We start from the raw sequence: 21,056 nt of genomic DNA, 5'->3' as shown, positions 1-21,056 counted from the left end.
CGGCGCTAAACCGCGGCCCTGCGGCTGGCGGCTCTTAGACGAAGGCGGCCCGGCGCGACAAGGCCGCGCGGAGCACCTTCCGTGACGGGGCGGCTCGACGGAGACGCTCAGCAGGACGCGTGGCCGCACTGGCGCACGTCGGCGATGGTCTTGCGCATCGGCTCGACGCCCACGGCGCCGGGGATCACCTCGTCGCCGATGATGAAGGCGGGCGTGCCCGACAGGCCCAGTCGGTCGCCGAGGCCGCGATTCTCGCTCAACGCCGTCTTCACCTCGGGCGCCGCCATGTCCTTCTGGAGCTTGGTGGTGTCGACGCCGAGATCCTTGGCCACCTGGATGGCGCGGGCGCCGTTCACGCGGCCCTTGGTCTCGAGGAGCTTCTGGTGGAACTCCCAGAGCTTCTCGCCCTTGAGCTGCTGGCGGACCGCGATCGCCACCTGGCTCGCCTCGAGGGATTCCGGGCCGAGCACCGGGAAATCCTTGATCACGACCCGCAGCTTCGGGTCGGACTTGATCAAGGTCTGGACGTCCTGCAGCGCCTTGCGGCAATAGCCGCAATTGTAGTCGAAGAACTCGACCATCGTGACGTCACCCGAGGGGTTGCCGGCGACGACGTCGTGGGGACCGTTCAGGAGCGCCTCGCGCGATTCCTTCAGCGCGGCGGCCTGCGCGAGCCGCTGGGTCTCGGCCTGCTGCTTCTCGGCCTCGGCCAGCGCCTCCTGAAGCACCTCCGGGTGCTTGATCAGGTAGTCCTTGACGATCGCCTCGATGCCGGCGCGCTGCGCGTCCGTGAACGGCGCGGCGGGCGGTTGCGCGGTCTGCGCCAGCGCGGGCGCGGCGAGGCCGAGCAGCAGGGCCAGAGCGGGCAGGGGGCGGATGAACGGCATGGATCCTCGCTTGCGCGGCAAGCCGGCCCGCGCGTCGGGCGAGCGGTAGGGGCTGGGTTAGGCGTTTTCGCGGCACCCGGTCAAATCCGGCAAGCGCGCCGTATGGTTGAGGCGCGGGCCGCGAGGGTCTACCCCGAAGCATGAGCCGCGCCCGACGCAGAGCCAGGACCGCATGATCCCGATCTCCCGGCGGGCCGCCGCCGTCCAGCCGTTCCTCGCCATGGATGTCATGGCGGCAGCCGCCGCGAAGGCGCGCGCCGGCGACGACGTGGTGCGGATGGAGGTCGGCCAGCCCTCGGCGCCCGCGCCACGGGCGGTCATCGCGGCCGCGCAGGCGGCCCTCGCGACCGGCCGCGTGCCCTATACCGAGGCTCTCGGCCTGCCGGCTCTGCGGGCGCGCATCGCCCGCGATTACACCGAGCGGCACGGCGTCACAGTCAGCCCCGAGCGGGTCGTCATCACCACCGGATCCTCGGCCGGCTTCGTCCTGGCCTTCATGAGCCTGTTCGATGCCGGGGCGCGGGTGGCGGTGCCGCAGCCCGGCTACCCGGCCTATCGCAGCATCCTGTCGGCCCTCGACCTCGTGCCGGCCCCGATGGTCCTGCGCGACGCCGACCGCTACGCGCCGACGGCGGCGCTCCTGCGCGAGACTCATGCCCGCACGCCCGTCGCCGGCGCGCTGGTGATGAGCCCCGCCAACCCGTCCGGTACGGTGATCACGGAGGCGGCGCTGCGCGACCTCTGCGCGGCGGCCCGGGCCCTGAACCTGCCGCTGATCTCCGACGAGATCTATCACGGCCTCAGCTACGGCGTGCCCACGACCACCGCCCTGCGCTTCGAACCCGACGCGGTAATCATCAACTCGTTCTCGAAATACCACTGCATGACCGGCTGGCGGGTCGGCTGGATGGTGGTTCCGGAGGCGCTGGTCCGCCCGATCGAGCGTCTGGCGCAGAATCTCTACATCTCGGCGCCCTACCTCTCGCAGGTCGGCGCGCTCGCAGCCTTCGACGCGACCGAGGAACTCGACGCCATCCGCGACGGCTACGCCCGCAACCGCGCGATCCTCCTCGATGCCCTGCCGGGCCTCGGCCTCGGACGCGTCCACCCGGCCGACGGCGCCTTCTACCTCTACGCCGACGTGGCGAACCTCACCAACGACGCCTCGGATTTCTGCCGCCGGATGCTCGACGAGGCGCATGTCGCGGCGACGCCGGGCCTCGACTTCGACCCGGATGAGGGCCACCACCACGTCCGGTTCTCGTTCGCCGGATCGGCGGACGAGTGCCGCGCGGCGGTGGCGCGGTTGCGGGCCTGGCTGCGCTGACGGCCCGTCCCCGCTCAGGTTGAGACGACGCCGTCACGACGCCGTCTTTGCGAGCGGAGCGGAGCCAGCGCGTCAGCGCCACGCCGACATGCCTCGCGTGACCCTGTGTCGCTTCGCTGCGCTCGCGATGACGGACAACGCAGTACGCGATTGTGCGCGGCAAGACGGCATTCCGCGGCAAGACGGCTGTGCGCGGCAAGACGGCATTCCGGCAGATCCAGCCCTGCCACCTCATCCTGAGGTGACCGCGAAGCGGGCCTCGAAGGAGGGCTCCAGCCAGCCGCGCGATCCCTGGACGGCTCCTTCGAGGCCTGCGCGGCGCTCCGGCGCCTCAGGATGAGGACAATGGGTGGGATCGCCGACCATAAGTTGTCACGGCCCGGGTCATAGACGATGGCCGGGACAAGCCGCGTCACCCGAAGCGGTCGAGCGGAAAACGGATCAGACCGCTTCCATGGGGACCACGGCGCCGATCGCCTCCACCAACTGCGAGAAGTGCTCGATCACCCGGTCCGGTCCCAACTCGGTCACCGGGCGGTCGGTGTAGCCGAAGGTGACGGCGACCACCGGGATGCCCGCCGCCTTGGCGGTGTCGATGTCGGTCCGGGAATCGCCGACCATCACGGCGCGCCCGGGATCGCCGCCGGCCCGCGTGATCGTCCCGGTGAGGTGGCGCGGATCGGGCTTGAACTGCGGGAAGGTATCGCGGCCGCAGATCGCCGCGAAACGGTGGCCGATGCCGAGGATCCGCAGCAGTTCCACCGACTGGCCCTCGTACTTGTTGGTGCAGACGGCCAGGCGGAAGCCCGCCGCTTCCAACTCGTCGAGGGCCTCGACCACGCCCGGGTAGAGGTGCGACGTGTCGGCGAGATGGTCGCCGTAATGCGCGATGAAGGCGTCGAACAGCCGGTCGTGATCCTCCGGCGAGAGGGCGCGCCCCTCCGCCTCGAAGCCGCGCCGGATCAGCGCCTTGGCGCCGGCACCGATCAGCCCGCGGGCCTGCGACAGCGGCAATTCGGCCAGACCTTCGCGCTTCATCAGCACGTTGAGCGTGCCGATCAGGTCGCCCGCGGTCTCCGCCAGCGTCCCGTCCAGGTCGAACACGGCGATCGGTGGGCGGGTCGTCGGTCCGGCGGGCATGGTCGGGAGGCTCCTGTTGGCTCGGGTCTCGCTAACGGGGCGCAGGACCGGGGGCAACCCGCCTTGGCGCCGCGTCGCGCCCGGCCCGCGGAAAGCGCGCGGTCGGGCGCTCGGCGCCCCAGACTCGCCCGAAAGCGCAGCGAAACGCTGCCTGTCCCCGCCCCGAGATCCGCGATGAAATCGTTCCTGCCCCTCCTAGCCGTCTGCGCCGCGCTCTACGCCCTGCCGGCCGCGGCGGCGTCCTACGAGTTCGTGCCGGCCCCGCAGACCGACCTGAACCGGATGTACCGGGTCGACAAGGTCACCGGCGAGGTCACCTCCTGCCAGTACGGACTCCAGGAATCGGCCGGCGGCATCGGCCAGACGGTCTGCTTCGGCGCCGGCGAGGGCGCAGGCCCCCAGACCCCGTCTGAATACGGGCTGGTCGCGAGCCGCCACACCCGGGAGGCCGGCGTCTTCCGGGTGAATTACCGCACCGGCGAGATGAGCATCTGCTTCGTCCTGGTGAAGAAGGAGCAGGTCGTCTGCACGCAGCAGGGCAAGCCCGGCGCCGAGGCCGGGACCGACGCGCCGCTGACCGGGCCGGCACCGGGCCGGGCCGGGGCCAGCGCCACCCCGACACAGGGCGGCCGCCCGTGACGCCGCTCCGCCGCCGCGGGCGTTCCGGTCGGCGCTGTCCCATGCTAGGGGCCGGCCGACTCCCGCAGCATGATGGACGGCCCAGGATGCGCGCTCCCTCGATCTCCCCCATCGTCAGGGCCGTGCCGCGGTGAGCGGTCCGGACCTGCGCCGGGCCGCGGCCGCCCGCGCCCTGGAACTTGTCGAACCCGGCATGCGGCTCGGTCTCGGCACCGGTTCGACCGCGGCGGCCTTCGTGGACCTGCTGGCGGAGCGGGTCCGCGGCGGCCTCGACATCCTGGGCGTGCCGACCTCGGAGGCGACGCGGGCGCAGGCCGAGGCCGGCGGCATCCGCCTCGCCACCCTCGACGAGCAGCCGGAACTCGACCTGACCATCGACGGGGCGGACGAAGTCGACCCGCAGCTACGCCTGATCAAGGGCGGCGGCGCCGCGCTCCTGCGCGAGAAGATCGTGGCCTTCGCCAGCCGCCGGATGGTGGTGATCGCCGACGCCGCCAAGCGCGTGACGACGCTCGGCGCCTTCCCGCTGCCGATCGAGGTGAACCCCTTCGGCCTGACCGCCACGCACCGGGCGGTGGAGGCCGCGGTCGCGGGCGCCGGCTGTCGCGGCGCCGTCCGGCTGCGGCTCCGGCCCGACGGCGGCGCGATCATCACCGACGGCGGCCATCACATCCTCGACGCGCATCTCGGCGCGATCCCCGATCCGGACGCCCTCGGCGCCGCGCTGTGGGCCGTCCCGGGCGTCGTCGAGCACGGCCTGTTCCTCGGCATCGCCGACGCCGCGATCCTGGCTGCCGCGCGCGACGGGACGGCCGACATCACCATCCTCGGCAGCCTCACCTGAGGCGCCGCTTCCTCCTCAGGCCCTCCTCGCAAGAAAGCCCCGCATGTCCCGACGCTTCATCGCCGCGCTCGGCCTCGCCCTGATCGCGCTGCCGCAGGCGGCCTCCGCCCAGGCCGGCAAGGCGGCGCCCGCCACGCCGGCGGCGCAGCCGAGCACGCCGTCCGCCAACACGCCGGCCTTTACGCCGAGCCATCTCGCCCTCGCCCGCGAGGTGATGCTCGCCTCGGGCATCGCGCGCTCCTTCGATTCGGTGCTGCCCGCCTTCGCGGACCAGATCCGCAAGCAGGCGGTGACGCGGCCGGAACTCGCCAAGGATCTCGACGAGGTCCTGGCCTCGCTGCAGCCGGAGATGGAGCTGCAGAAGCAGCGCATGATCGACATCGCGGCGCGGACCTACGCGTCGAAGTTCTCCGAGGCCGAGCTGAAGGAGATCGCGACCTTCTTCCGCTCCCCCGCCGGCAGGCACTACGTCGAGGCCCAGCCCCAGCTCCTCGACGAGATGGTGCAGGAGATGCAGGACTGGACCCAGGACGTCTCGGAATACGTCATGGTCCGCGTCCGCGCCGAGATGGGCAAGCGCGGACACCAGATGCAGTGAGGGCGGCCGCGCCCGGGAACGCGTCGCCGTGACGGGCGCGGCCGGCGCGGCCGGCCGGCTCTACGCGGCCGGCTGGGCGTTCCTCGCGGTCATGCCGCTCGCGATGGTGCTGGCCAACCGGTCGAGCCCCGCGCTCGTCGGGGTGTCGGCGCTCGCCTTCCTGGCCGCCCGCTGGATCGAGGAGCGGGGCGCGCTCCCGCGCCGTCTCCTGGCGCCGCTCGGAAGCCCCTTGGGCGGCGCGACGCTCGCAGTCCTGGGCTGGGCCTTCCTGTCGCTGAGCTGGAGCCCGTTCCCGGCCGCGTCGATCCGGGTGCTGGGGGAGTTCCTGCCGACGCTCCTCGCCGCCTACTGCGTCGGCTGTCTGGCGCCCGGGCGCATGCCGGCCTTCGCGCCGCGTCTGGCCGCGATCGCGATCGGCCTCGCGGGCCTCCTGATCGCGGTGGACCTGGCGTCCGACCTCGCCCTGGAGCGGGCGCTCGGTCGCCGGGTCGCCGCCTTCGTGCACAACCGGCCGGCACTGACGCTCGATCTCGTCGCCGGGCCGCTCGCGCTGGTCCTGTGGCGGATGCGCGCCCGCAGCCTCGCGGCGGCAGTGGTCGCCCTGGCGGCGCTGGGCGTCCTGCGCTCGATCAGCGGCGCGGCCCAGCTCGGCCTCGTCGCGGGCGCCGCGACGTTCGCCGCCGGGCGGCTGCTGCCGCCGCGGGTCGGGATCGGGCTCGCCGGACTCGGCCTCGGCCTTGCCGTGGCGCTCGCCCCCGTCGAGGGCGACCTCCTCGCCCGCCTCATGCCGGAGGCCGCCCACGAGCGCCTCGTGCAATCCTCCTCCCGGGCCCGGGTCGCCATCGCGCGCAGCTTCGGCGCGGCCGTGGCGACCGATCCCTGGCGGGGCGCCGGCTACGGGACGAGCGCGCGGTTCGCCGAGACGCCGGTCGCGCAGACGGTGCCGCCCGAGATGCGCCTGCTCCTCGGCGTCGGGCACCCGCACAACAGCTTCCTGCAGGTCTGGGCCGAGCTGGGGCTGCCGGGCGCAATCCTCGCCACCCTGGCGCTGATGCTGCTGCTCGCCCGGATCGCCCGGCTGCCGCAGCCGGACCGGGGGGCGGCCCTCGGCCTCGTCGCCTGCGCGTCGGCGATCGCCTTCGTCGAGCACAACGGCTGGGCCGCGTGGTGGACGGCGGGGCTCGGCGCTGCCATCTCGTGGATGCGTTCGGCCTCCCGGGCCGGCGCGGTCCCGAATCCTGAGACGGACAATTCGGCATGAGCGCGTTCGACGTCGACCTCTTCGTCATCGGCGGTGGCTCCGGGGGCGTCCGCGCGGCACGGATCGCGGCGGGCTACGGCGCCAGGGTCATGCTCGCCGAGGAGTACCGGGTCGGCGGCACCTGCGTGATCCGCGGCTGCGTCCCGAAGAAGCTCATGGTCTATGCCGGCCGCTTCGCCGACGAGTTCGAGGACGCGGCGGGCTTCGGCTGGACGGTGGAGAAGCCCCGGTTCGACTGGGGGATCCTCAAGCGGCGGCGCGACGCCGAGGTGACCCGGCTCGAAGGCATCTACGACGCCAACCTGATCCGCGCCGGCGTTGAGATCGTCCCCGAGCGCGCCGTGATCGAGGATCCGCACACGGTGCGCCTCGTCGGGTCGGGCCGGACGGTGCGGACCGAGCGGATCCTCGTGGCGGTCGGGGGGCATCCGGTGAAGGAGCCGGCCGTACCGGGGATCGAGCACGCGATCACCTCCAACGAGGTGTTCGAACTGGAAAGCCTGCCGGAGCGGATCCTGGTCGTCGGCGGCGGCTACATCGCCGTGGAGTTCGCCGGCATCTTCGCGGCGCTCGGCAGCCGGACGACGCTCCTGCACCGGGGCGACAGGCTCCTGCGCGGGTTCGACGACGAGGTCCGCGACGCCCTGGCCGAGGCCTACCGCCAGCGGATGGACCTGCGGCTCGGGCGCTCTCTGACGCGCATCGAGCGGCGGGACGACGGTCTGGTCGCGCAGCTCGATGACGGCAGCGCGATCGAGGCCGACCAGATCCTCGTCGCCACGGGCCGGCGTCCGAACGTCGCCGGGCTCGGCCTCGACCGGGTCGGCATCGAGACGGACGCGGCCGGCGCGATCCCGGTGGACGCCTATTCCCAGACCACGGTGCCGTCGATCTACGCGGTGGGTGACGTGACCAACCGGGCCAACCTGACGCCCGTGGCGATCCGCGAAGGGCACGCCTTCGCCGACACGGTCTTCGGCGGCAAGCCGTCCTGCGTCGACCACCGGCTGATCCCGACCGCGGTGTTCTCGACCCCCGAGATCGGGGTCGTGGGCCATACCGAGGCGGCGGCGCGGGAGGTCTACGGCAAGATCGACGTCTACAAGGCGCGGTTCCGTCCCATGAAGGCCACGCTCTCGGGTCGCGAGGAGCGCATCCTCATGAAGATTCTGGTCGATTGCGCTTCCGACCGGGTGGTCGGCGTTCACATCTTCGGTCACGATGCCGGGGAGGTGATCCAGGCGGTGGGCATCGCCGTGACGATGGGCGCCACGAAGGCCGATTTCGACCGCACGGTCGCGGTGCACCCGACGGCCGCCGAGGAACTCGTGACGATGCGCGTCCCGGAGGTCACCAAGCACCCGGTCGGCGTCGGCTGAGGACTCCTTGGCGCGGGCCCTCGACGCGCTGCCCTCCCGAGCTAGATCAGGGGCATGGGCAAGCCGAGCGCAGGCAAGGGACGGGGCGGCGACGACGCGCATGCGCGGCGGCAGGCGATCATCGACGGCCTGCTGGCGGATGCGCTGCGTCCGACCTTCCACCGGCCGCCGAGCCATGACGCGCTGCCCGCCGACATCCGCCGGGCCATCGACCAGCTGCTCGCCAAGGCCGAGGCGCAGCGCAGCCGCTGCCTGACCTACGACGACCTGGAGGAGGCCCTGCCGCCGCGGGATGTCTCCGCGGAGGATCTGGAGGCGATCTTCTGGATCCTGGCCGAGCACGGCATCGAGGTGGAGGACGGCGAGGCCTGACGCCGGGGCGCGCCTGCCCCCGCGATACCGGCACTCGCCTCGGTGCGGGAACCTCTCTATAAGCCGCGCTTCGCGCACGAGGCGCGGTCGCACGAAGGGGTGCGCGGAGAGAGGTCATGGGCGAGCGTTGGACACCGAAGAGCTGGAGACATCTGCCGATCGAGCAGGTCCCCACCTATCCGGACGCCGCCGCCCTCGGTGCCGTCGAGTCGCAGATCGCGAGCTTTCCGCCGCTGGTCTTTGCCGGTGAGGCCCGCAAGCTGAAGGCGGCGCTCGCGCGCGTCGCGGCGGGCCAGGCCTTCCTCCTCCAGGGCGGCGACTGCGCCGAGAGCTTCGACGAGCATTCGGCCGACAACATCCGCGATTTCTTCCGGGTGTTCCTGCAGATGGCGATGGTGCTGACCTTCGCGGGCGGCTCGCCGGTGGTGAAGGTCGGGCGCATCGCCGGGCAGTTCGCCAAGCCACGCTCCTCGCCCACCGAGACGCTGGATGGCGTGAGCCTGCCGAGCTACCGCGGCGACATCGTCAACGGCATCGGCTTCTCGGAGGACGCCCGGGTGCCCGATCCGCGGCGGCAGCTCGAGGCCTACCGCCAGTCGGCCGCGACCCTGAACCTGCTGCGCGCCTTCGCCACGGGCGGCTACGCCAACCTGGAGAACGCGCATCGCTGGATGCTGGGCTTCGTGAAGGATTCGCCGCAATCGTCCCGCTACCAGGACGTGGCGGGCCGGATGACCGACGCCCTCGACTTCATGCGGGCGATCGGCATCAATCCGGAGACCCATCCGGAGGTGCGGACCACCGACTTCTACACCAGCCACGAGGCCCTGCTGCTCGGCTACGAGGAGGCGCTGACCCGCGTCGATTCGACTACCGGCGACTGGTACGCAACCTCGGGCCACATGCTGTGGATCGGCGACCGCACCCGGCAGCCGGACCACGCCCACGTGGAATACGCCCGCGGCATCAAGAACCCGATCGGCCTCAAGTGCGGCCCGTCCATGAAGGCGGACGGTCTGATCCGGCTGATCGACCTGCTCAACCCGGAGAACGAGGCCGGCCGCCTCAGCCTGATCTGCCGCTTCGGCGCCGACAAGGTTGGCGATCATCTGCCGGCTCTGATCCGGGCGGTCGAGCGGGAAGGGCGCTCGGTGGTGTGGACCTGCGATCCGATGCACGGCAACACGATCCCGGCCGGCCGCTACAAGACCCGGCCGTTCGAGCGGGTGATGCAGGAGATCGAGGGCTTCTTCGGCGTTCACCGGGCCGAGGGCACCATCGCGGGCGGCATCCACCTGGAGATGACCGGCAAGGACGTGACCGAGTGCACGGGCGGCGCCCGGGCGCTCACGGCCGACGACCTGCAGGACCGCTACCACACCTACTGCGACCCGCGCCTCAACGCCGAGCAGGCGCTGGAGGTGGCGTTCCGCACGGCCGAACTGGTCAAGGCGGAGCGCAGCCACGTGGAGCGCCCGCGCCTCGACGCGGCGGAGTAGGGCAGGGCGCGCCTTTCTCTGCCTCACACAGGCTACAATATTCACACTTCGCGGGCCGAGGCGCTCTCTCCTCCCCCTTGCGGGGAGGAGTTGGAGGTGGGGGTGGCGCAGGATCGAGCGTGAAGGTGCCTTCCGAGCCACCCCCACCCCTGCCCCTCCCCGCAAGGGGGAGGGGAAAAACGCTCTGCTTTCATGGCCTTAGTGCCGCATGGAGATGTGTGAATCCGCTCCCCCGCAGAGGGGGGCGTGAGGGTCGGCAGGTAGGGCCGCTCAAGCGATCGCGCGGGTGGGTTCGTTCCACCGGCGGATGACCGCCGCGACCTCCGGGACCGGGACGGGTCGGCTGAACAGGAAGCCCTGGACCTCGTCGCACCCTTCCGCGCGCAGCCGCGCGAGCTGGGCCTCCGTCTCGACACCCTCCGCGGTGGTCGTCATGCCGAGGCTCGCCCCCAGCCCGATCACCGCCCGCACGATGAAGTCGGTCCCGTCCGCGATGCAGAGATCGCGCACGAAGGACTGGTCGATCTTGATCTTGTCGAAGGGGAAGGAGCGCAGGTAGCTCAGCGATGAGTAGCCCGTGCCGAAATCGTCCATCGCCACACGCACGCCCAGCGCCTTGAGGCTGTGCAGGATCGCCGTGGTCGCGCCGGGATTGGCCACCAGCACCGATTCGGTGATCTCCAGCTCCAGCCGCCGGCCGGGCAGGCCGGTCCGGCGCAGGGCTTCGCGCACGGCGGTCACGAGGCTCGCCGAGGCGAACTGCACCGCCGAGACGTTGACGGCGACCTTGAGACCGTCCGGCCAACGGGCCGCCTCCTCGCAGGCGCGGCGCAGGACCCACTCGCCGAGCGGCACGATCAGGCCGAGTTCCTCGGCGATCGGGATGAACTCCGTCGGCGAGACGAAGCCGCGGGTCGGGTGGTTCCAGCGCAGCAGCGCCTCGAAGCCGCAGATCCGATCCGTGTCGAGGCTGTAGATCGGCTGATAGTAGACCTCGAACGCCTCGCGCGTGAGGGCGTCGCGCAGGTCGCGCTCGAGGTTCCGGCGCGCCTGGAGCCGGGCGTCCATCTCGGGCTCGAAGAACCGGAAGGAGCCCCGTGCCTCGGTCTTGCCGCGGTCGAGGGCGACCTCTGCGTTCTTGAGGAGCTTCTCGCAACTCGTCCCGTCGCCCGGCGCCAGGGTGATGCCGATGGTCAGACCGACGCTGATCTCGTGGCTGCTGAGGCTGTAGGGCGCGCTCACCACCTCGATGATGCGGCGGGCCAGCACGGCGGCATCCTCCGGACGGTCGATGCCGCGCTGGACGATGATGAACTCGTCGGCGCCGAGCCGGGCCACGCAGTCGATCTCGCGCACGCAGGCGGTCAGCCGGTTGGCCACCGCGGCGAGGAGCTCGTCGCCGACGCCGTGCCCCAGGGTCTCGTTCACCGGCCGGAAGTCGTCGAGATCGATGGCGAAGACCGCGAAACCGTGGTCCCGGCCGGCCTGCGCGACCGCCATCTCGATCTGCTGGCCCAGCGCCACGCGGTTCGGCAGGCCGGTCAGCATGTCGTGATGGGCCAGGAAAGCGATCCGGGCCTCGGCGCGCCGGCGCTCGGTCACGTCCTCGTAGGTGGCGACGAAGCCGCCATCGGCGGTCTGCCGGCGATCGATGGCGACGATGCGGCCGTTGCTGAGGTCCTGGAAATGCGTGCGCCACGCACCGTTCTGGAAGGCCTCGCCCTGCTGCCGGATCATCATGTCCAGGGTGCAGCCGGGATGGTTGCCGGCCGCCAGGCTGGCCTGCATGACCTCCAGGGTCGACATGCCCGGCACGACGGCCCGCGCCGGCAGGCCGTAGATCTCGCTGTAGCGCCGGTTGACGACCATCAGCCGGTCCTGCGCGTCGTACAGGCAGAGGCCTTGCGACATGTTGTCGAGGGCGGCATCGAGGCGGAGGTTGGTCTGGGTCAGGCGATTTTCCTGCTCCTTCAGCAGGCTGATGTCGCTGCACACGGCGATGAACCCGCCCTGCTGGGTGGCGCTGCGGCTGACGCGCAGCCAGCGTCCGTCCGCGAGGCGGATGTCGCCGTCGCGTGCCAGCGCCCGGAAGCATTCCGCGAGCGCTTCCGCATCGGGGCACTCCGCTCCGCCGGCAGGGAGCTCCAGGCAGGTTCCGGCCTCCAGGGCCGCCTCGAGCCCGTCGAAGAAGCGCAGGGCCTGGGCGTTGGCCATCGCGATGCGCCCGGCCGAATCGACGATCACCACGGCCTCGCGCGAGGTCTGGAGCGCGTCCGCCACCAGCGCCTCGGCGCGGCGGCGCTGGCTGACCTCGCGCGCCATCATGGACTGGATGTTGTCGCGCATCACCGCCATGGAGCGCAGGAGGCTGCCCAGTTCGTCGCGGCCGCCGGCCGGGATCCGGTCGTCGAGGCGGCCGCTCGCGATGCGCTCGGCGGCGGCCGACGCGGCGGCCAGCGGCCCGGTGATCCGGCGGTTGAGCAGCCACGCGATCAGCGCGCAGACCGCGATGGCCAGGACGGTGGCGATGGTGTTGAGCCGCATCTCCCAGGCGACGAGGGTGCGGGCCGCCTGACGGAACGTGAAGCCGTCGCCCGCCGTGTAGTTCACCAGCAGGTCGATCTGGCTGTCGACCACGCTGGCCTGCTGGTCCAGGGCATCCCAGCGCTCCGGCCGCGCCGTGGCCGGATCGAGCGCGCGGCGCATCTCCTCCCAGGTGGTGACCGCCGCCTGGACGGCACCGGCCGTGCGGACCGCCCGGTCGGACTGGGAGCGCTCGACCGCGATCGTGAGATCCTCGGCCAGCGTCGTCGAGAGGTCCGCGATCTCCGCGTCCAGCTTGGCCTTTTCGGCAGCGTCGTGACGGCTCATCCGCCGCGCGAAGGCCATGCGCATCTTGGCGAAGTCCGCCGCCGTCGCGCGGGCGTAATTGATGGACATCAGGGATTCGTCGTACGTGCGGTTGATCAGCGTCCCGATGTGCGAGATCGCCACCACCGCGTAGAGCCCGAGCGCCGCCGACAGCAGACTCATGCCCAGGAACGCCACGAAGATCCGGCTTCGGATCGTGGTGGTCAGCCCGAAGGCCCAGCGCGCCGGGCCGGGCGCCGATGGCCGCCCGTTCTCCTCCGTCGCTGTATCGGGGTCTCGCATTGCACCGGTCGCCGCATCGCACGTGCCGTCATCTGTAATTGGCACATGTTAAGAGGCGATTATCCGACCGCGACGAGAATTTCGTGCGTCAGTCCGGGCATCCGGCGGCTGAAAGACCGCAGATCGGGCCTCGCCCGCGCGTTCACCCGACGAAAAAATGTTTTCTCAACGAAATCTTGGCAAGGCTAGACTTCAGAACCCGGGGACTAGCATGTACGCCTCCAAGCTGCGGTTGTCCGTTTCGTCGCGCTGGTCTGCAGTGATCCCGGCCGCGCTGGCTCTGACCGCCGGTGCGCTGTGCGGTCTACTCCTGAGCGGGACGCTGAGCGCCTCGGGAATAGCGGTGTCGCAGAAGGGCCGCATGTTCCATCCCGGCAATCTCACCGTCGGCCGCGGCGAGACGATTACCTTCGTCAACGACGATAGTGACCTTCTGCACCACGTCTTCGTTGAGTCGGACAGCTTCAACTTCGATTCCGGCGATCAGGAGCCGGGCAGCCGCACGCCGATCACCTTCACCGAGCGCGGGACCTTCCAGGTCCTCTGCGGGATCCACCCGAAGATGAAGCTCGTCGTCCGCGTGGATTGAGGCCTGTCAGCGCTGGGCCGACCGCAGCGGCGGGGTTGGCGGCGCCGGCTTCCGGCGCTCGATCGCCTGTCCGTCCCGCAGGTCGGGCGGCGGGCTGTAGATGACGTGACTGTCGGCCGTCAGGCCGGAGTCGAGCTCCAGGGTGCGCCCGTGGTCGCGCCGCACCCGCACCGTGCGCCACGTCACCCGGTCGTCGGCGCCGACCTCCGCGACCTGCAGCCCCTGGCTGTTGAACACGGTCGCCTCCGCGGGGATCGAGATCGTCGTCTCGGTGCGCGGGATCTTCAGGGTCACGTAGGCGTAGAGCCCGGCCCGCAGGGTGCGGTCGGCATTGGGCACGTCCACCTGCGTGGTGAGGGTGCGCGAGGCGGCGTTCAGGGCCACCGAGCTGCGCTCGACGAAGCCGTCGAAGCTGCGGCCCGGGAGCTGCGGCACGGTGATGACGGCCTTCACGCCCGGCTTGATCCCGACGGCATCGTTCTGCGGAACGTTCACGGTGATGCGCAGGGTGCTGTCCTCGTCGATGCTGAGGAGCGGCGTGCCGCCGTTGTCGGCGCGGACCAGATCGCCGACATCGACATTGCGGGTCGTGACGACGCCGTCGAAGGGCGCGACGACCCGCTCGAAGGCGGTCAGCGCCTTGAGCCGCTCCACCGCGGCTTCCTGCGCCTTGATGTTGGCGGTGGCGACCTTCACGCCGGCCTCGGCGGCCGCCAGGGTCGCCGCCTGGGAGAGGACGCTGGCCTGCGAATTGTCGGCATTCTGCCGCGAGGCCCAGCCCTGCACCGCCAGCGTCGAGGTGCGGTTGTTGGTGAGGTTGGCGAGGTTCACGTTGGCGCGGGCCTGCTCGACCTGCGCCTGCGCCTGCAGGAGCTGCGCCTTCAGCTGGCCGACCTGCGCCTCGGCCTGGGCGAGTTGCTGATCGAGATCCGGGGCGGCGATCCGCAGAAGCAGGTCGCCGGCCTTGACCCGCGCGCCGATGTCGACGCGGCGCTCCGCGATGTAGCCCGTGGCGCGCGCGGCGATCGCCGCCGTGGTGAAGGCCTGCATCTCCCCCGGCAACACCAGATCCAGGGGTCCGTCGGCCCGCTCCGCCGCGATCACGCGGACCTGCGGCACGAGGGTTTTGGTCTGCTCCAGCGTGGCCGTCGCCTCGACGTCCCGCTGCCAGTGGCCGTAGGCGCCCCAGGCCAGGAGCCCGGCACCGACGAGGCCGACGAGGAGGAACGGGGCCTTGCCGGGCGGCGGGGGTACCTCCGCGCCCGCGTCGTGCGCCTTCATCGATCCGCTCTCCGCCCGAGCGTGCGGCCGGGTTCACCGCGAAGGTAGCGGCCGCAGGCCTTGGCCGCCAGAGCGGACTTTGGCCGCACCGGCGCCGCTCAGGCCGGGCGAGGTCCGGTCAGGCGCGGGCGCCGGCTCAGGCGCTTGTGCAGGTGGACCATCAGGGCGATCCCGAAGAGCGGCGTCAGCAGATTAAGGATCGGCACCACCATCAGGGCCGCGAGGAGGCAGCCGGCGGCCAGCGTCCGGCCCGAGAAGGCGCGGCGCATCTCGGCGGCCTCGGGCAGGGGGCGGAACCGGGCTGCCGCCATCTCGAAATACTCGCGGGCGAGGAGGTAGGCGTTGGCGGCGAAGAACGCCGCGATGCCGATCACCGGGACGAAGAAGATCACCAGGGCGGCGAGGTTGACCAGCAGCGTCACACCGGCGAAGCGGACCGCGTACAGCATGGCGGTGCCGAACGGCATGGCGCGGCCGGGCGGATCCTCGGGGAAGTCCGTTTGCTCCACGATCGCGGCCGCGTCATCCAGGAAGAAACCCGCCACCAGGATCGAGACCGCCGGCATGAGGTAGGCGAGCACCACCACGAGGCCGAAGCCGGCGAGGTAGTAGGCGAGGCTGTCGAGGATCGGGTACTGGGCCGAGATGTGATGGCTTGCCTGGAACGCCTGGATCAGCCGGGTGAGGCCGAGCCAGATCAGGGCCAGCAGCCCGAGCGTCAGGCCGAGGGACTTCCACAGGATCGCGCGGAGCGGCGGCGAGAAGGTCTGGCGCAGGGCCGCCGCGGCGGACTCGACGAGCATCGGGCGATGGTTCCGGCCCGCGCCGGGGGCGGCGCGGCTGCGTTGTGAAACGGTGCGGCCGGCGGCGCAAGGCCGCGACGGCGGCGGGGCGAGCGGTGGGGAGGGCACGTGCAGGACGCGGAGAGGGGACACGCGATGTCGCAGGCGGCCGGCTTCAGGAGCGCCGATCCGCCGCGTCGGCCCGCCTGCGCGCCGCGTCTCGCGGTGCTGCCGGCGGAGCCGGAGGTGCTGGTCATCGGGGCCGGCGCGGCCGGGATCGGCGCGGCCCGGACCCTCACGGCACGCGGCGTCACCGTCGCGGTGCTGGAGGCGCGCGAACGGGTCGGCGGGCGCGCCCTGACGGTGTCCCTGCGCGGCCACCCCCTCGACCTCGGCGCCCACTGGCTCCATGCCGGACCGATCAATCCCCTGGTCGCGCTGGGACGCGCCCGCGGCGAGCGGCTGCGCCGGGCACCCCAGGACAGCCACGTCTGGGTCGACGGCCGGCCCGGCGGTTTGGACGCGGTCCGCGCCAATGCCCGCGCCTTCGAACGCGCCGACCGGGCGATGACGCGCGGCGCCGCGCGGCCCGGCGCCGACAGGCCGGCCTCCACCGCCCTGCCGCCGGGTCTCGGTCCCTGGGGGCGACGGGTCGCGCAGGTCCACGGCCTCGTCTCCGGGCGGCCCTTGAGCGAGGTCTCGCTCCACGACTTCCCGAGCCTCGAATACGGCGACAACTACTTCCTCGCCGACGGTTACGGCAGCTATCTCGCCCGCCTCGCCGACGGGCTGCCGATCCGGCTCTCCGCGCCGGCAGCCCGGATCGAGTGGTCGGGGGGCCGCGTCCGGGTCATCACGGAAGGCGGCGCGGAGTACCGGGCGCGCGCGCTGATCCTGACGGTGCCCATGATGGTTCTGCGCGACGGCCCGGCCTTCACGCCGCCGCTGCCGAACGCGGTCCGCGCGGCCATCGACGGCTTCACCACCGGCATCTACGAGCACGCTGTGCTGCACTGGCCGTCGAGCCCGTTCCGGGGTCGCGACCGGCTGGCGGCGACGCACGGCAAGCGCCGCACGCCGGCCGGCCTGCTCACCCGCATCGACGGGACGCCGTTCCACTACTACGAACTCGACCTGCACGAGGCCGCCGCCCTCGACGCCGCCGGCGCCGGCGCGGACGGCGTGCGCCGCCACGTCCGCGCGGTCCTCGGTTCCCTGTTCGGGCGGGCGCGACTGCGCGACCTGACCATCCCGGCGGTGAGCGCGTGGCGCCACGACCCGTGGTCACGGGGATCCTGGGCGGTCGTGCCGCCCGGCCATGCGCCCGCCCGCCTTCTCCTGCGGGAGCCCCTCGCCGACACGGTGTGGTTCGCCGGAGAGGCGCTCTCGCGGGCGCAGTGGGGGACGGTAGGCGGCGCCTACGAGGAGGGCGTGCGCGCCGCCGAGGCCGTCGCCGCCCGCGTCGCGCAGGCGGCCCCGGAGCGTATCCGCGCGGGCACAACCTGAGGCGGGCGCGCACCGGAGGCCCCGCATTACCTTGCCGGGACCGGACAAGACAGGCATCCCCCGGGCGACGAGCTTCAGGGGGCCGCCATGGACTGGATCGAGGGCATCGGATACCTCGGCACCGCGCTGACAATCTCGGCCACCGCCATGAGCACGATGATCCCGCTGCGGATCATCTCGCTCTGCGCGAGCGTCGCGGTGATCACCTACGGCATCCTCATCGGCAGCATGCCGGTGGTGCTGACCGAGCTGATCCAGATGCCGTTCAACGCCTACCGGCTGTGGCAGATGCTGCGCCTCGTCCGCGATGTCGAGACGGCGGCCGACGGCGACCTCTCCCTCGAATGGCTGCGCCCCTTCGGCTCGCGCCGGCCGTTCGGCATCGGCGAGGTCGTGTTCCGGAAGGGCGATACTGCCGACGAGATGTACTACATCGAGAGCGGCGTATTCCGGATCCCGGAGGTCGGGATCGAGGTCCGCGCGGGCGGAATCGTCGGCGAGCTGGGCCTCCTGTCGCCCGAGAACGCCCGCACGGCCTCGCTGGTCTGCGTCGAGGCCGGCCACGCGCTGTGCGTGTCCTACTCGGACGTCAAGCAGCTCTACTTCCAGAATCCGGAATTCGGCTTCTACTTCCTCAAGCTGACCAGCGAACGCCTGTTCCAGGGCGTGCAGGGCATGTCCAAGCCGAAGGCGGTGACCGGGGACGTCCTCTAGGGCGGCTTTCCACCGCGTCGTTCGTGTGAAACCGACCCTCGGTCATCACGAACGGAGCGCAGTGACCCAGGGCACGGCGAGGCCGGCGCGCGGAGCGCCGTCTGGGTTGCTTCGCGCCGCCCGCAAAGACGGCGCGCGTCGGCGCCCGATCAGAGCATGCTCGGCAGGATGCGGTCCGGCGGACGGTGCCCGTCCATGAAGGTCTTGATGTTGATGATGACCTTCTCGCCCATGTCGGTGCGGCTCTCGTAGGTGGCCGAGCCCATGTGGGGCAGGAGGACCACCTTGCCCTGGCGGGCCAGCTTGACGAGGCGCGGGCTGACCGCCGGCTCCTGCTCGAACACGTCGAGACCGGCGGCCGAGATCTCGCCGCCCTCGATCAGGCGCGCGAGGGCGTTCTCGTCGATCACCTCGCCGCGGGCGGTGTTCACCACCACGGCCTCGGGCTTGAGCAGCTTGAGGCGACGCGCCGAGAGGAGATGGTAGGTCGCGGGCGTGTGCGGGCAGTTGACCGACACGATGTCGACCCGGGCCAGCATCTGGTCGAGGGATTCCCAATAGGTCGCATCCAGCGCGCCCTCGATGGCGGCGGGCACGCGGCGGCGATTGTGGTAATGCACCTGCAGGCCGAAGGCACGGGCGCGCTTGGCCAGCGCCTGCCCGATCCGGCCCATGCCGACGATGCCGAGGCGCTTGCCGGTGATGCGCCGGCCGAGCATCCAGGTCGGCGACCAGCCGGTGGTCCACTCGTCGTCCGGGATGATGCGCGCGCCCTCGGTGACCCGGCGGGCCACCGCGAGGATCAGCGCCATCGTCATGTCGGCCGTGTCCTCGGTCAGGACGCCGGGGGTGTTGGTGACCGTGATGCCGCGCTCCAGCGCTGCCGACACGTCGATGTGATCGACACCGTTGCCGAAGTTGGCGATGAGCCGGAGATTCGGCCCCGCCTGCGCGATCAGGCCGGCATCGATCTCGTCGGTCACGGTGGGCACGAGCACGTCGGCCTCGCGCAGGGCCGACGCCATGGCGTCGGCCGCCATCGGCGCGTCCTCCGAATTCAGCCGGACGTCGAACAGCTCGCGCATCCGCGTCTCGACGGCATCCGGAAGGCGCCGCGTCACGACCACCAGCGGCTTGCGCTTCGACACGTCTCTCTCCCCGGTCGGCCTTGCGGCCCTGATTGCGGCTCGGGCCCGGCGGCTCTTACGCGGACCGCTTCCCGCAAGCGTCCGTTAACCGAACTCGGCCAGACAGGATCGGTCACGAGGCGCCGGTCCCGGAGCCTGTTCCGACCCATTGGCCTCTCTACCAGAGGTGGGCCGGAACACAATCGGAAGCCGGCCCGGCCCGCTTGCCGGACGGGCCCCGCTTCGGACATGCCCGGCACCGAACCGCGTCGCGTCAGAGAATGGGAGAGGACCATGCGCGTGCCACGCCTCAGCTTCGCCGTCGCGGCGCTGCTGGCCGGCGGCCTCGCGACCGGGGCCGCGGCCGCGCCGACACCCCCCGAGACCGGGGTCGGCCCGGTGACCAAGCTGCCGCTGCCCCGCTACGCCAGCCTGAAGACGGACCGGGTCAATCTCCGCGAGGGCCCGTCGAAGGATCACCGGACCCTCTGGGTCTTCCAGCGCGCCGGCCTGCCCGTGGAGATCGTGGGCGAGTTCGAGACGTGGCGCCGGATCCGCGATTCGGAGGGTACGGAGGGCTGGGTGCTGCACTCGCTCCTCTCCGGGCGGCGCACGGCCCTGGTGAATGCCGGACCCGACAAGGGCGTCGAGAAGGCCGCCGTCTCGCTCCGGGCGAAGGCCGACGACGGTGCCGAGGACGAGGCGCGGCTGCAAACCGGCGTCATCGGCAGCGTGAAGAGCTGCACGGGAACGTGGTGCCGCCTCATCGTCGCGCTTCCGAACAAGCGGGACGTGGACGGCTACATCCGGCAGAACCGCCTCTGGGGCGTCTACCCGAACGAGGTGGTGGAGTAGTCTCCGGTTGACGCGACCGGCGCACTGGCGTGCGTCAGGGAGGATGCTGCACGACTGGCGACACCAACGCGCCGAACGCCCCGTCATCCCGGGGCCGCGCAGCGGAGCCCGGGATCCATAAACACCGCTGGATCAGGATCTGGTACCGTCGGCGGATCTGGAGTCCGGGCTCGGCTGCGGCGCCCCGGAATGACTGCGCGCGACCCTGATGTCGTAGACCATCGGCGTCCGGAGGACCCGGCTCAAGTCGCCGAACGGTCCGCCGTGACGATTTCTGCGGCGCCTCGCGCCTCAACGCTCTCCTGGCCGCGAAAAAACGAAGGCCCGGACGATGCCGGGCCTTGCAGCGATCCTGGTGATCTCGGAGCGCGGCGGGCGTCAGCCCTGGCGGCGACCCGCCGGACGGCTGCGGCGCAGGCGGACGATCACCTCGACGCCGGCGATCTCCATGCCCTCCGGCGCCTCGGGCAACGAATCGACCGTGATGCCGCAATCCGGCATGTCGATCACCTGGCTCTCGTCCTCGAGATAGAAGTGGTGGTGCTCGGTCGGATTGGTGTCGAAATAGGCCTTCGACCCGTCGAGCGCGAGCTGGCGCAGCAGGCCCGCCTCGGTGAACTGGTGCAGCGTGTTGTAGACCGTCGCCAGGGAGACCGGCACCTTCGCCCGCATCGCCTCGTCGTAGAGCATCTCGGCGGTCAGGTGGCGGTCGCCGCGGCCGAACAGCAGCCAGCCCAGCGACAGGCGCTGCCGCGTCGGCCGCAGGCCGGCCCGGCGCAGGCGGTCGCGCAGGTCGGAGAGCGGGCAGCCGCGGCGCGGTGTCCCGTTCGCCTCCAGCTGAGGGACGGGGACCCGCCCGTTGAAGACGGCCTGGAAGGGCACCGGTTCGGACATCGCTGGACTGAACGCTCGACAAGGGGCCTGGGGAACGGACGTCTCGACAGTATATGAGACCGGGCAGGCTGTCGCAACCCGAGTGTTGCTGCGCCGCATCGACGGCGGTTGACGGCTTTGACGGTGCGGCGGCCCGTGTTAACCCCCGCGCCTCCGCAAGGGCGAGCGACATCGCCCGCGAACGCGCCGTGCGCGCCAGCCCGAGGAAA

The 21,056-nt window shown here is 71.6% G+C and carries 19 protein-coding genes; 12 read left to right on the top strand and 7 right to left on the bottom strand.

What is annotated here, in order from left to right:
- Positions 1–107 precede the first annotated feature (107 nt).
- Positions 108–887: a DsbA family protein gene (locus tag ACLBX9_RS28125; protein ID WP_447721201.1), complete on the bottom strand. Its 780-nt coding sequence runs from the start codon at positions 885–887 to the stop codon at positions 108–110.
- Positions 888–1,059: 172 nt separating this feature from the next.
- On the opposite strand from ACLBX9_RS28125, the gene ACLBX9_RS28120 reads away from it, so the two are divergent.
- Positions 1,060–2,214, top strand: a complete 1,155-nt coding sequence (locus ACLBX9_RS28120; RefSeq protein ID WP_447721200.1) for a pyridoxal phosphate-dependent aminotransferase — start codon at positions 1,060–1,062, stop codon at positions 2,212–2,214.
- Positions 2,215–2,655: 441 nt separating this feature from the next.
- Here ACLBX9_RS28120 and ACLBX9_RS28115 read toward each other — a convergent pair whose 3' ends face one another.
- Complete coding sequence (locus ACLBX9_RS28115; protein WP_010683404.1) at positions 2,656–3,354, bottom strand: phosphoglycolate phosphatase; 699 nt, start codon at positions 3,352–3,354, stop codon at positions 2,656–2,658.
- Between the two features lie 174 nt (positions 3,355–3,528).
- On the opposite strand from ACLBX9_RS28115, the gene ACLBX9_RS28110 reads away from it, so the two are divergent.
- The 7 genes from ACLBX9_RS28110 to ACLBX9_RS28080 all read left to right on the top strand — a co-directional run bounded on the left by ACLBX9_RS28110 (position 3,529) and on the right by ACLBX9_RS28080 (position 9,946).
- Positions 3,529–3,993, top strand: coding sequence for a hypothetical protein (locus tag ACLBX9_RS28110; RefSeq protein WP_447721199.1), 465 nt, complete (start codon positions 3,529–3,531; stop codon positions 3,991–3,993).
- A 130-nt stretch (positions 3,994–4,123) separates the two neighbouring features.
- Positions 4,124–4,837: a ribose-5-phosphate isomerase RpiA gene (rpiA, locus tag ACLBX9_RS28105; RefSeq protein WP_447721198.1), complete on the top strand. Its 714-nt coding sequence runs from the start codon at positions 4,124–4,126 to the stop codon at positions 4,835–4,837.
- Positions 4,838–4,880: 43 nt separating this feature from the next.
- Complete coding sequence (locus ACLBX9_RS28100) at positions 4,881–5,435, top strand: DUF2059 domain-containing protein (protein ID WP_447721197.1); 555 nt, start codon at positions 4,881–4,883, stop codon at positions 5,433–5,435.
- Between the two features lie 28 nt (positions 5,436–5,463).
- Positions 5,464–6,696, top strand: a complete 1,233-nt coding sequence (locus ACLBX9_RS28095; protein ID WP_447721196.1) for an O-antigen ligase family protein — start codon at positions 5,464–5,466, stop codon at positions 6,694–6,696.
- A complete protein-coding gene (gor, locus tag ACLBX9_RS28090; protein ID WP_447721195.1) occupies positions 6,693–8,075 on the top strand; it encodes a glutathione-disulfide reductase in 1,383 nt (460 codons plus the stop codon). The genes ACLBX9_RS28095 and gor overlap by 4 nt, the downstream gene beginning before the upstream one ends.
- Positions 8,076–8,129: 54 nt before the next feature.
- Positions 8,130–8,447 (top strand): RNA polymerase sigma factor region1.1 domain-containing protein, encoded by a 318-nt coding sequence (locus ACLBX9_RS28085; protein ID WP_010683398.1) that lies wholly within the window; start codon positions 8,130–8,132, stop codon positions 8,445–8,447.
- Positions 8,448–8,563: 116 nt separating this feature from the next.
- Positions 8,564–9,946, top strand: a complete 1,383-nt coding sequence (locus ACLBX9_RS28080) for a class II 3-deoxy-7-phosphoheptulonate synthase (RefSeq protein ID WP_447721194.1) — start codon at positions 8,564–8,566, stop codon at positions 9,944–9,946.
- A gap of 270 nt (positions 9,947–10,216) precedes the next feature.
- Here the strand turns inward: ACLBX9_RS28080 and ACLBX9_RS28075 are convergent, their stop codons facing one another.
- Positions 10,217–13,099: an EAL domain-containing protein gene (locus tag ACLBX9_RS28075; protein ID WP_447721193.1), complete on the bottom strand. Its 2,883-nt coding sequence runs from the start codon at positions 13,097–13,099 to the stop codon at positions 10,217–10,219.
- Positions 13,100–13,310: 211 nt separating this feature from the next.
- Here ACLBX9_RS28075 and ACLBX9_RS28070 point away from each other — a divergent pair, with 211 nt between their 5' ends.
- Complete coding sequence (locus tag ACLBX9_RS28070) at positions 13,311–13,688, top strand: cupredoxin domain-containing protein (RefSeq protein WP_010683395.1); 378 nt, start codon at positions 13,311–13,313, stop codon at positions 13,686–13,688.
- Positions 13,689–13,694: 6 nt separating this feature from the next.
- Here ACLBX9_RS28070 and ACLBX9_RS28065 read toward each other — a convergent pair whose 3' ends face one another.
- The gene (locus ACLBX9_RS28065) at positions 13,695–14,969 is read right to left on the bottom strand and encodes an efflux RND transporter periplasmic adaptor subunit (protein ID WP_447721192.1); all 1,275 of its coding nucleotides are present in this window, start codon (positions 14,967–14,969) and stop codon (positions 13,695–13,697) included.
- A gap of 98 nt (positions 14,970–15,067) precedes the next feature.
- Positions 15,068–15,772: a sulfate transporter family protein gene (locus ACLBX9_RS28060; protein ID WP_039892853.1), complete on the bottom strand. Its 705-nt coding sequence runs from the start codon at positions 15,770–15,772 to the stop codon at positions 15,068–15,070.
- A 135-nt stretch (positions 15,773–15,907) separates the two neighbouring features.
- Between ACLBX9_RS28060 and ACLBX9_RS28055 the strand changes: the two genes are divergently transcribed.
- Together ACLBX9_RS28055 and ACLBX9_RS28050 are read left to right on the top strand one after the other, a co-directional pair.
- On the top strand, positions 15,908–17,257 hold the full coding sequence (locus ACLBX9_RS28055; RefSeq protein ID WP_447721191.1) for a flavin monoamine oxidase family protein: 1,350 nt from the start codon (positions 15,908–15,910) through the stop codon (positions 17,255–17,257).
- An 87-nt stretch (positions 17,258–17,344) separates the two neighbouring features.
- Positions 17,345–17,971: a Crp/Fnr family transcriptional regulator gene (locus tag ACLBX9_RS28050; RefSeq protein WP_010683392.1), complete on the top strand. Its 627-nt coding sequence runs from the start codon at positions 17,345–17,347 to the stop codon at positions 17,969–17,971.
- Positions 17,972–18,120: 149 nt separating this feature from the next.
- Here the strand turns inward: ACLBX9_RS28050 and ACLBX9_RS28045 are convergent, their stop codons facing one another.
- The gene (locus ACLBX9_RS28045) at positions 18,121–19,119 is read right to left on the bottom strand and encodes a 2-hydroxyacid dehydrogenase (RefSeq protein ID WP_010683391.1); all 999 of its coding nucleotides are present in this window, start codon (positions 19,117–19,119) and stop codon (positions 18,121–18,123) included.
- Between the two features lie 273 nt (positions 19,120–19,392).
- Between ACLBX9_RS28045 and ACLBX9_RS28040 the strand changes: the two genes are divergently transcribed.
- The gene (locus ACLBX9_RS28040; RefSeq protein WP_010683390.1) at positions 19,393–19,953 is read left to right on the top strand and encodes an SH3 domain-containing protein; all 561 of its coding nucleotides are present in this window, start codon (positions 19,393–19,395) and stop codon (positions 19,951–19,953) included.
- A gap of 378 nt (positions 19,954–20,331) precedes the next feature.
- On the opposite strand, the gene irr is transcribed toward ACLBX9_RS28040, so the two are convergent.
- The gene (irr, locus tag ACLBX9_RS28035) at positions 20,332–20,847 is read right to left on the bottom strand and encodes a Fur family transcriptional regulator Irr (RefSeq protein WP_039892848.1); all 516 of its coding nucleotides are present in this window, start codon (positions 20,845–20,847) and stop codon (positions 20,332–20,334) included.
- Between the last annotated feature and the right edge of the window lie 209 nt (positions 20,848–21,056).

The sequence above is a fragment of the Methylobacterium sp. A49B genome, from assembly GCF_053346215.1.
This window is presented reverse-complemented; position numbering and strand designations above follow the sequence as displayed.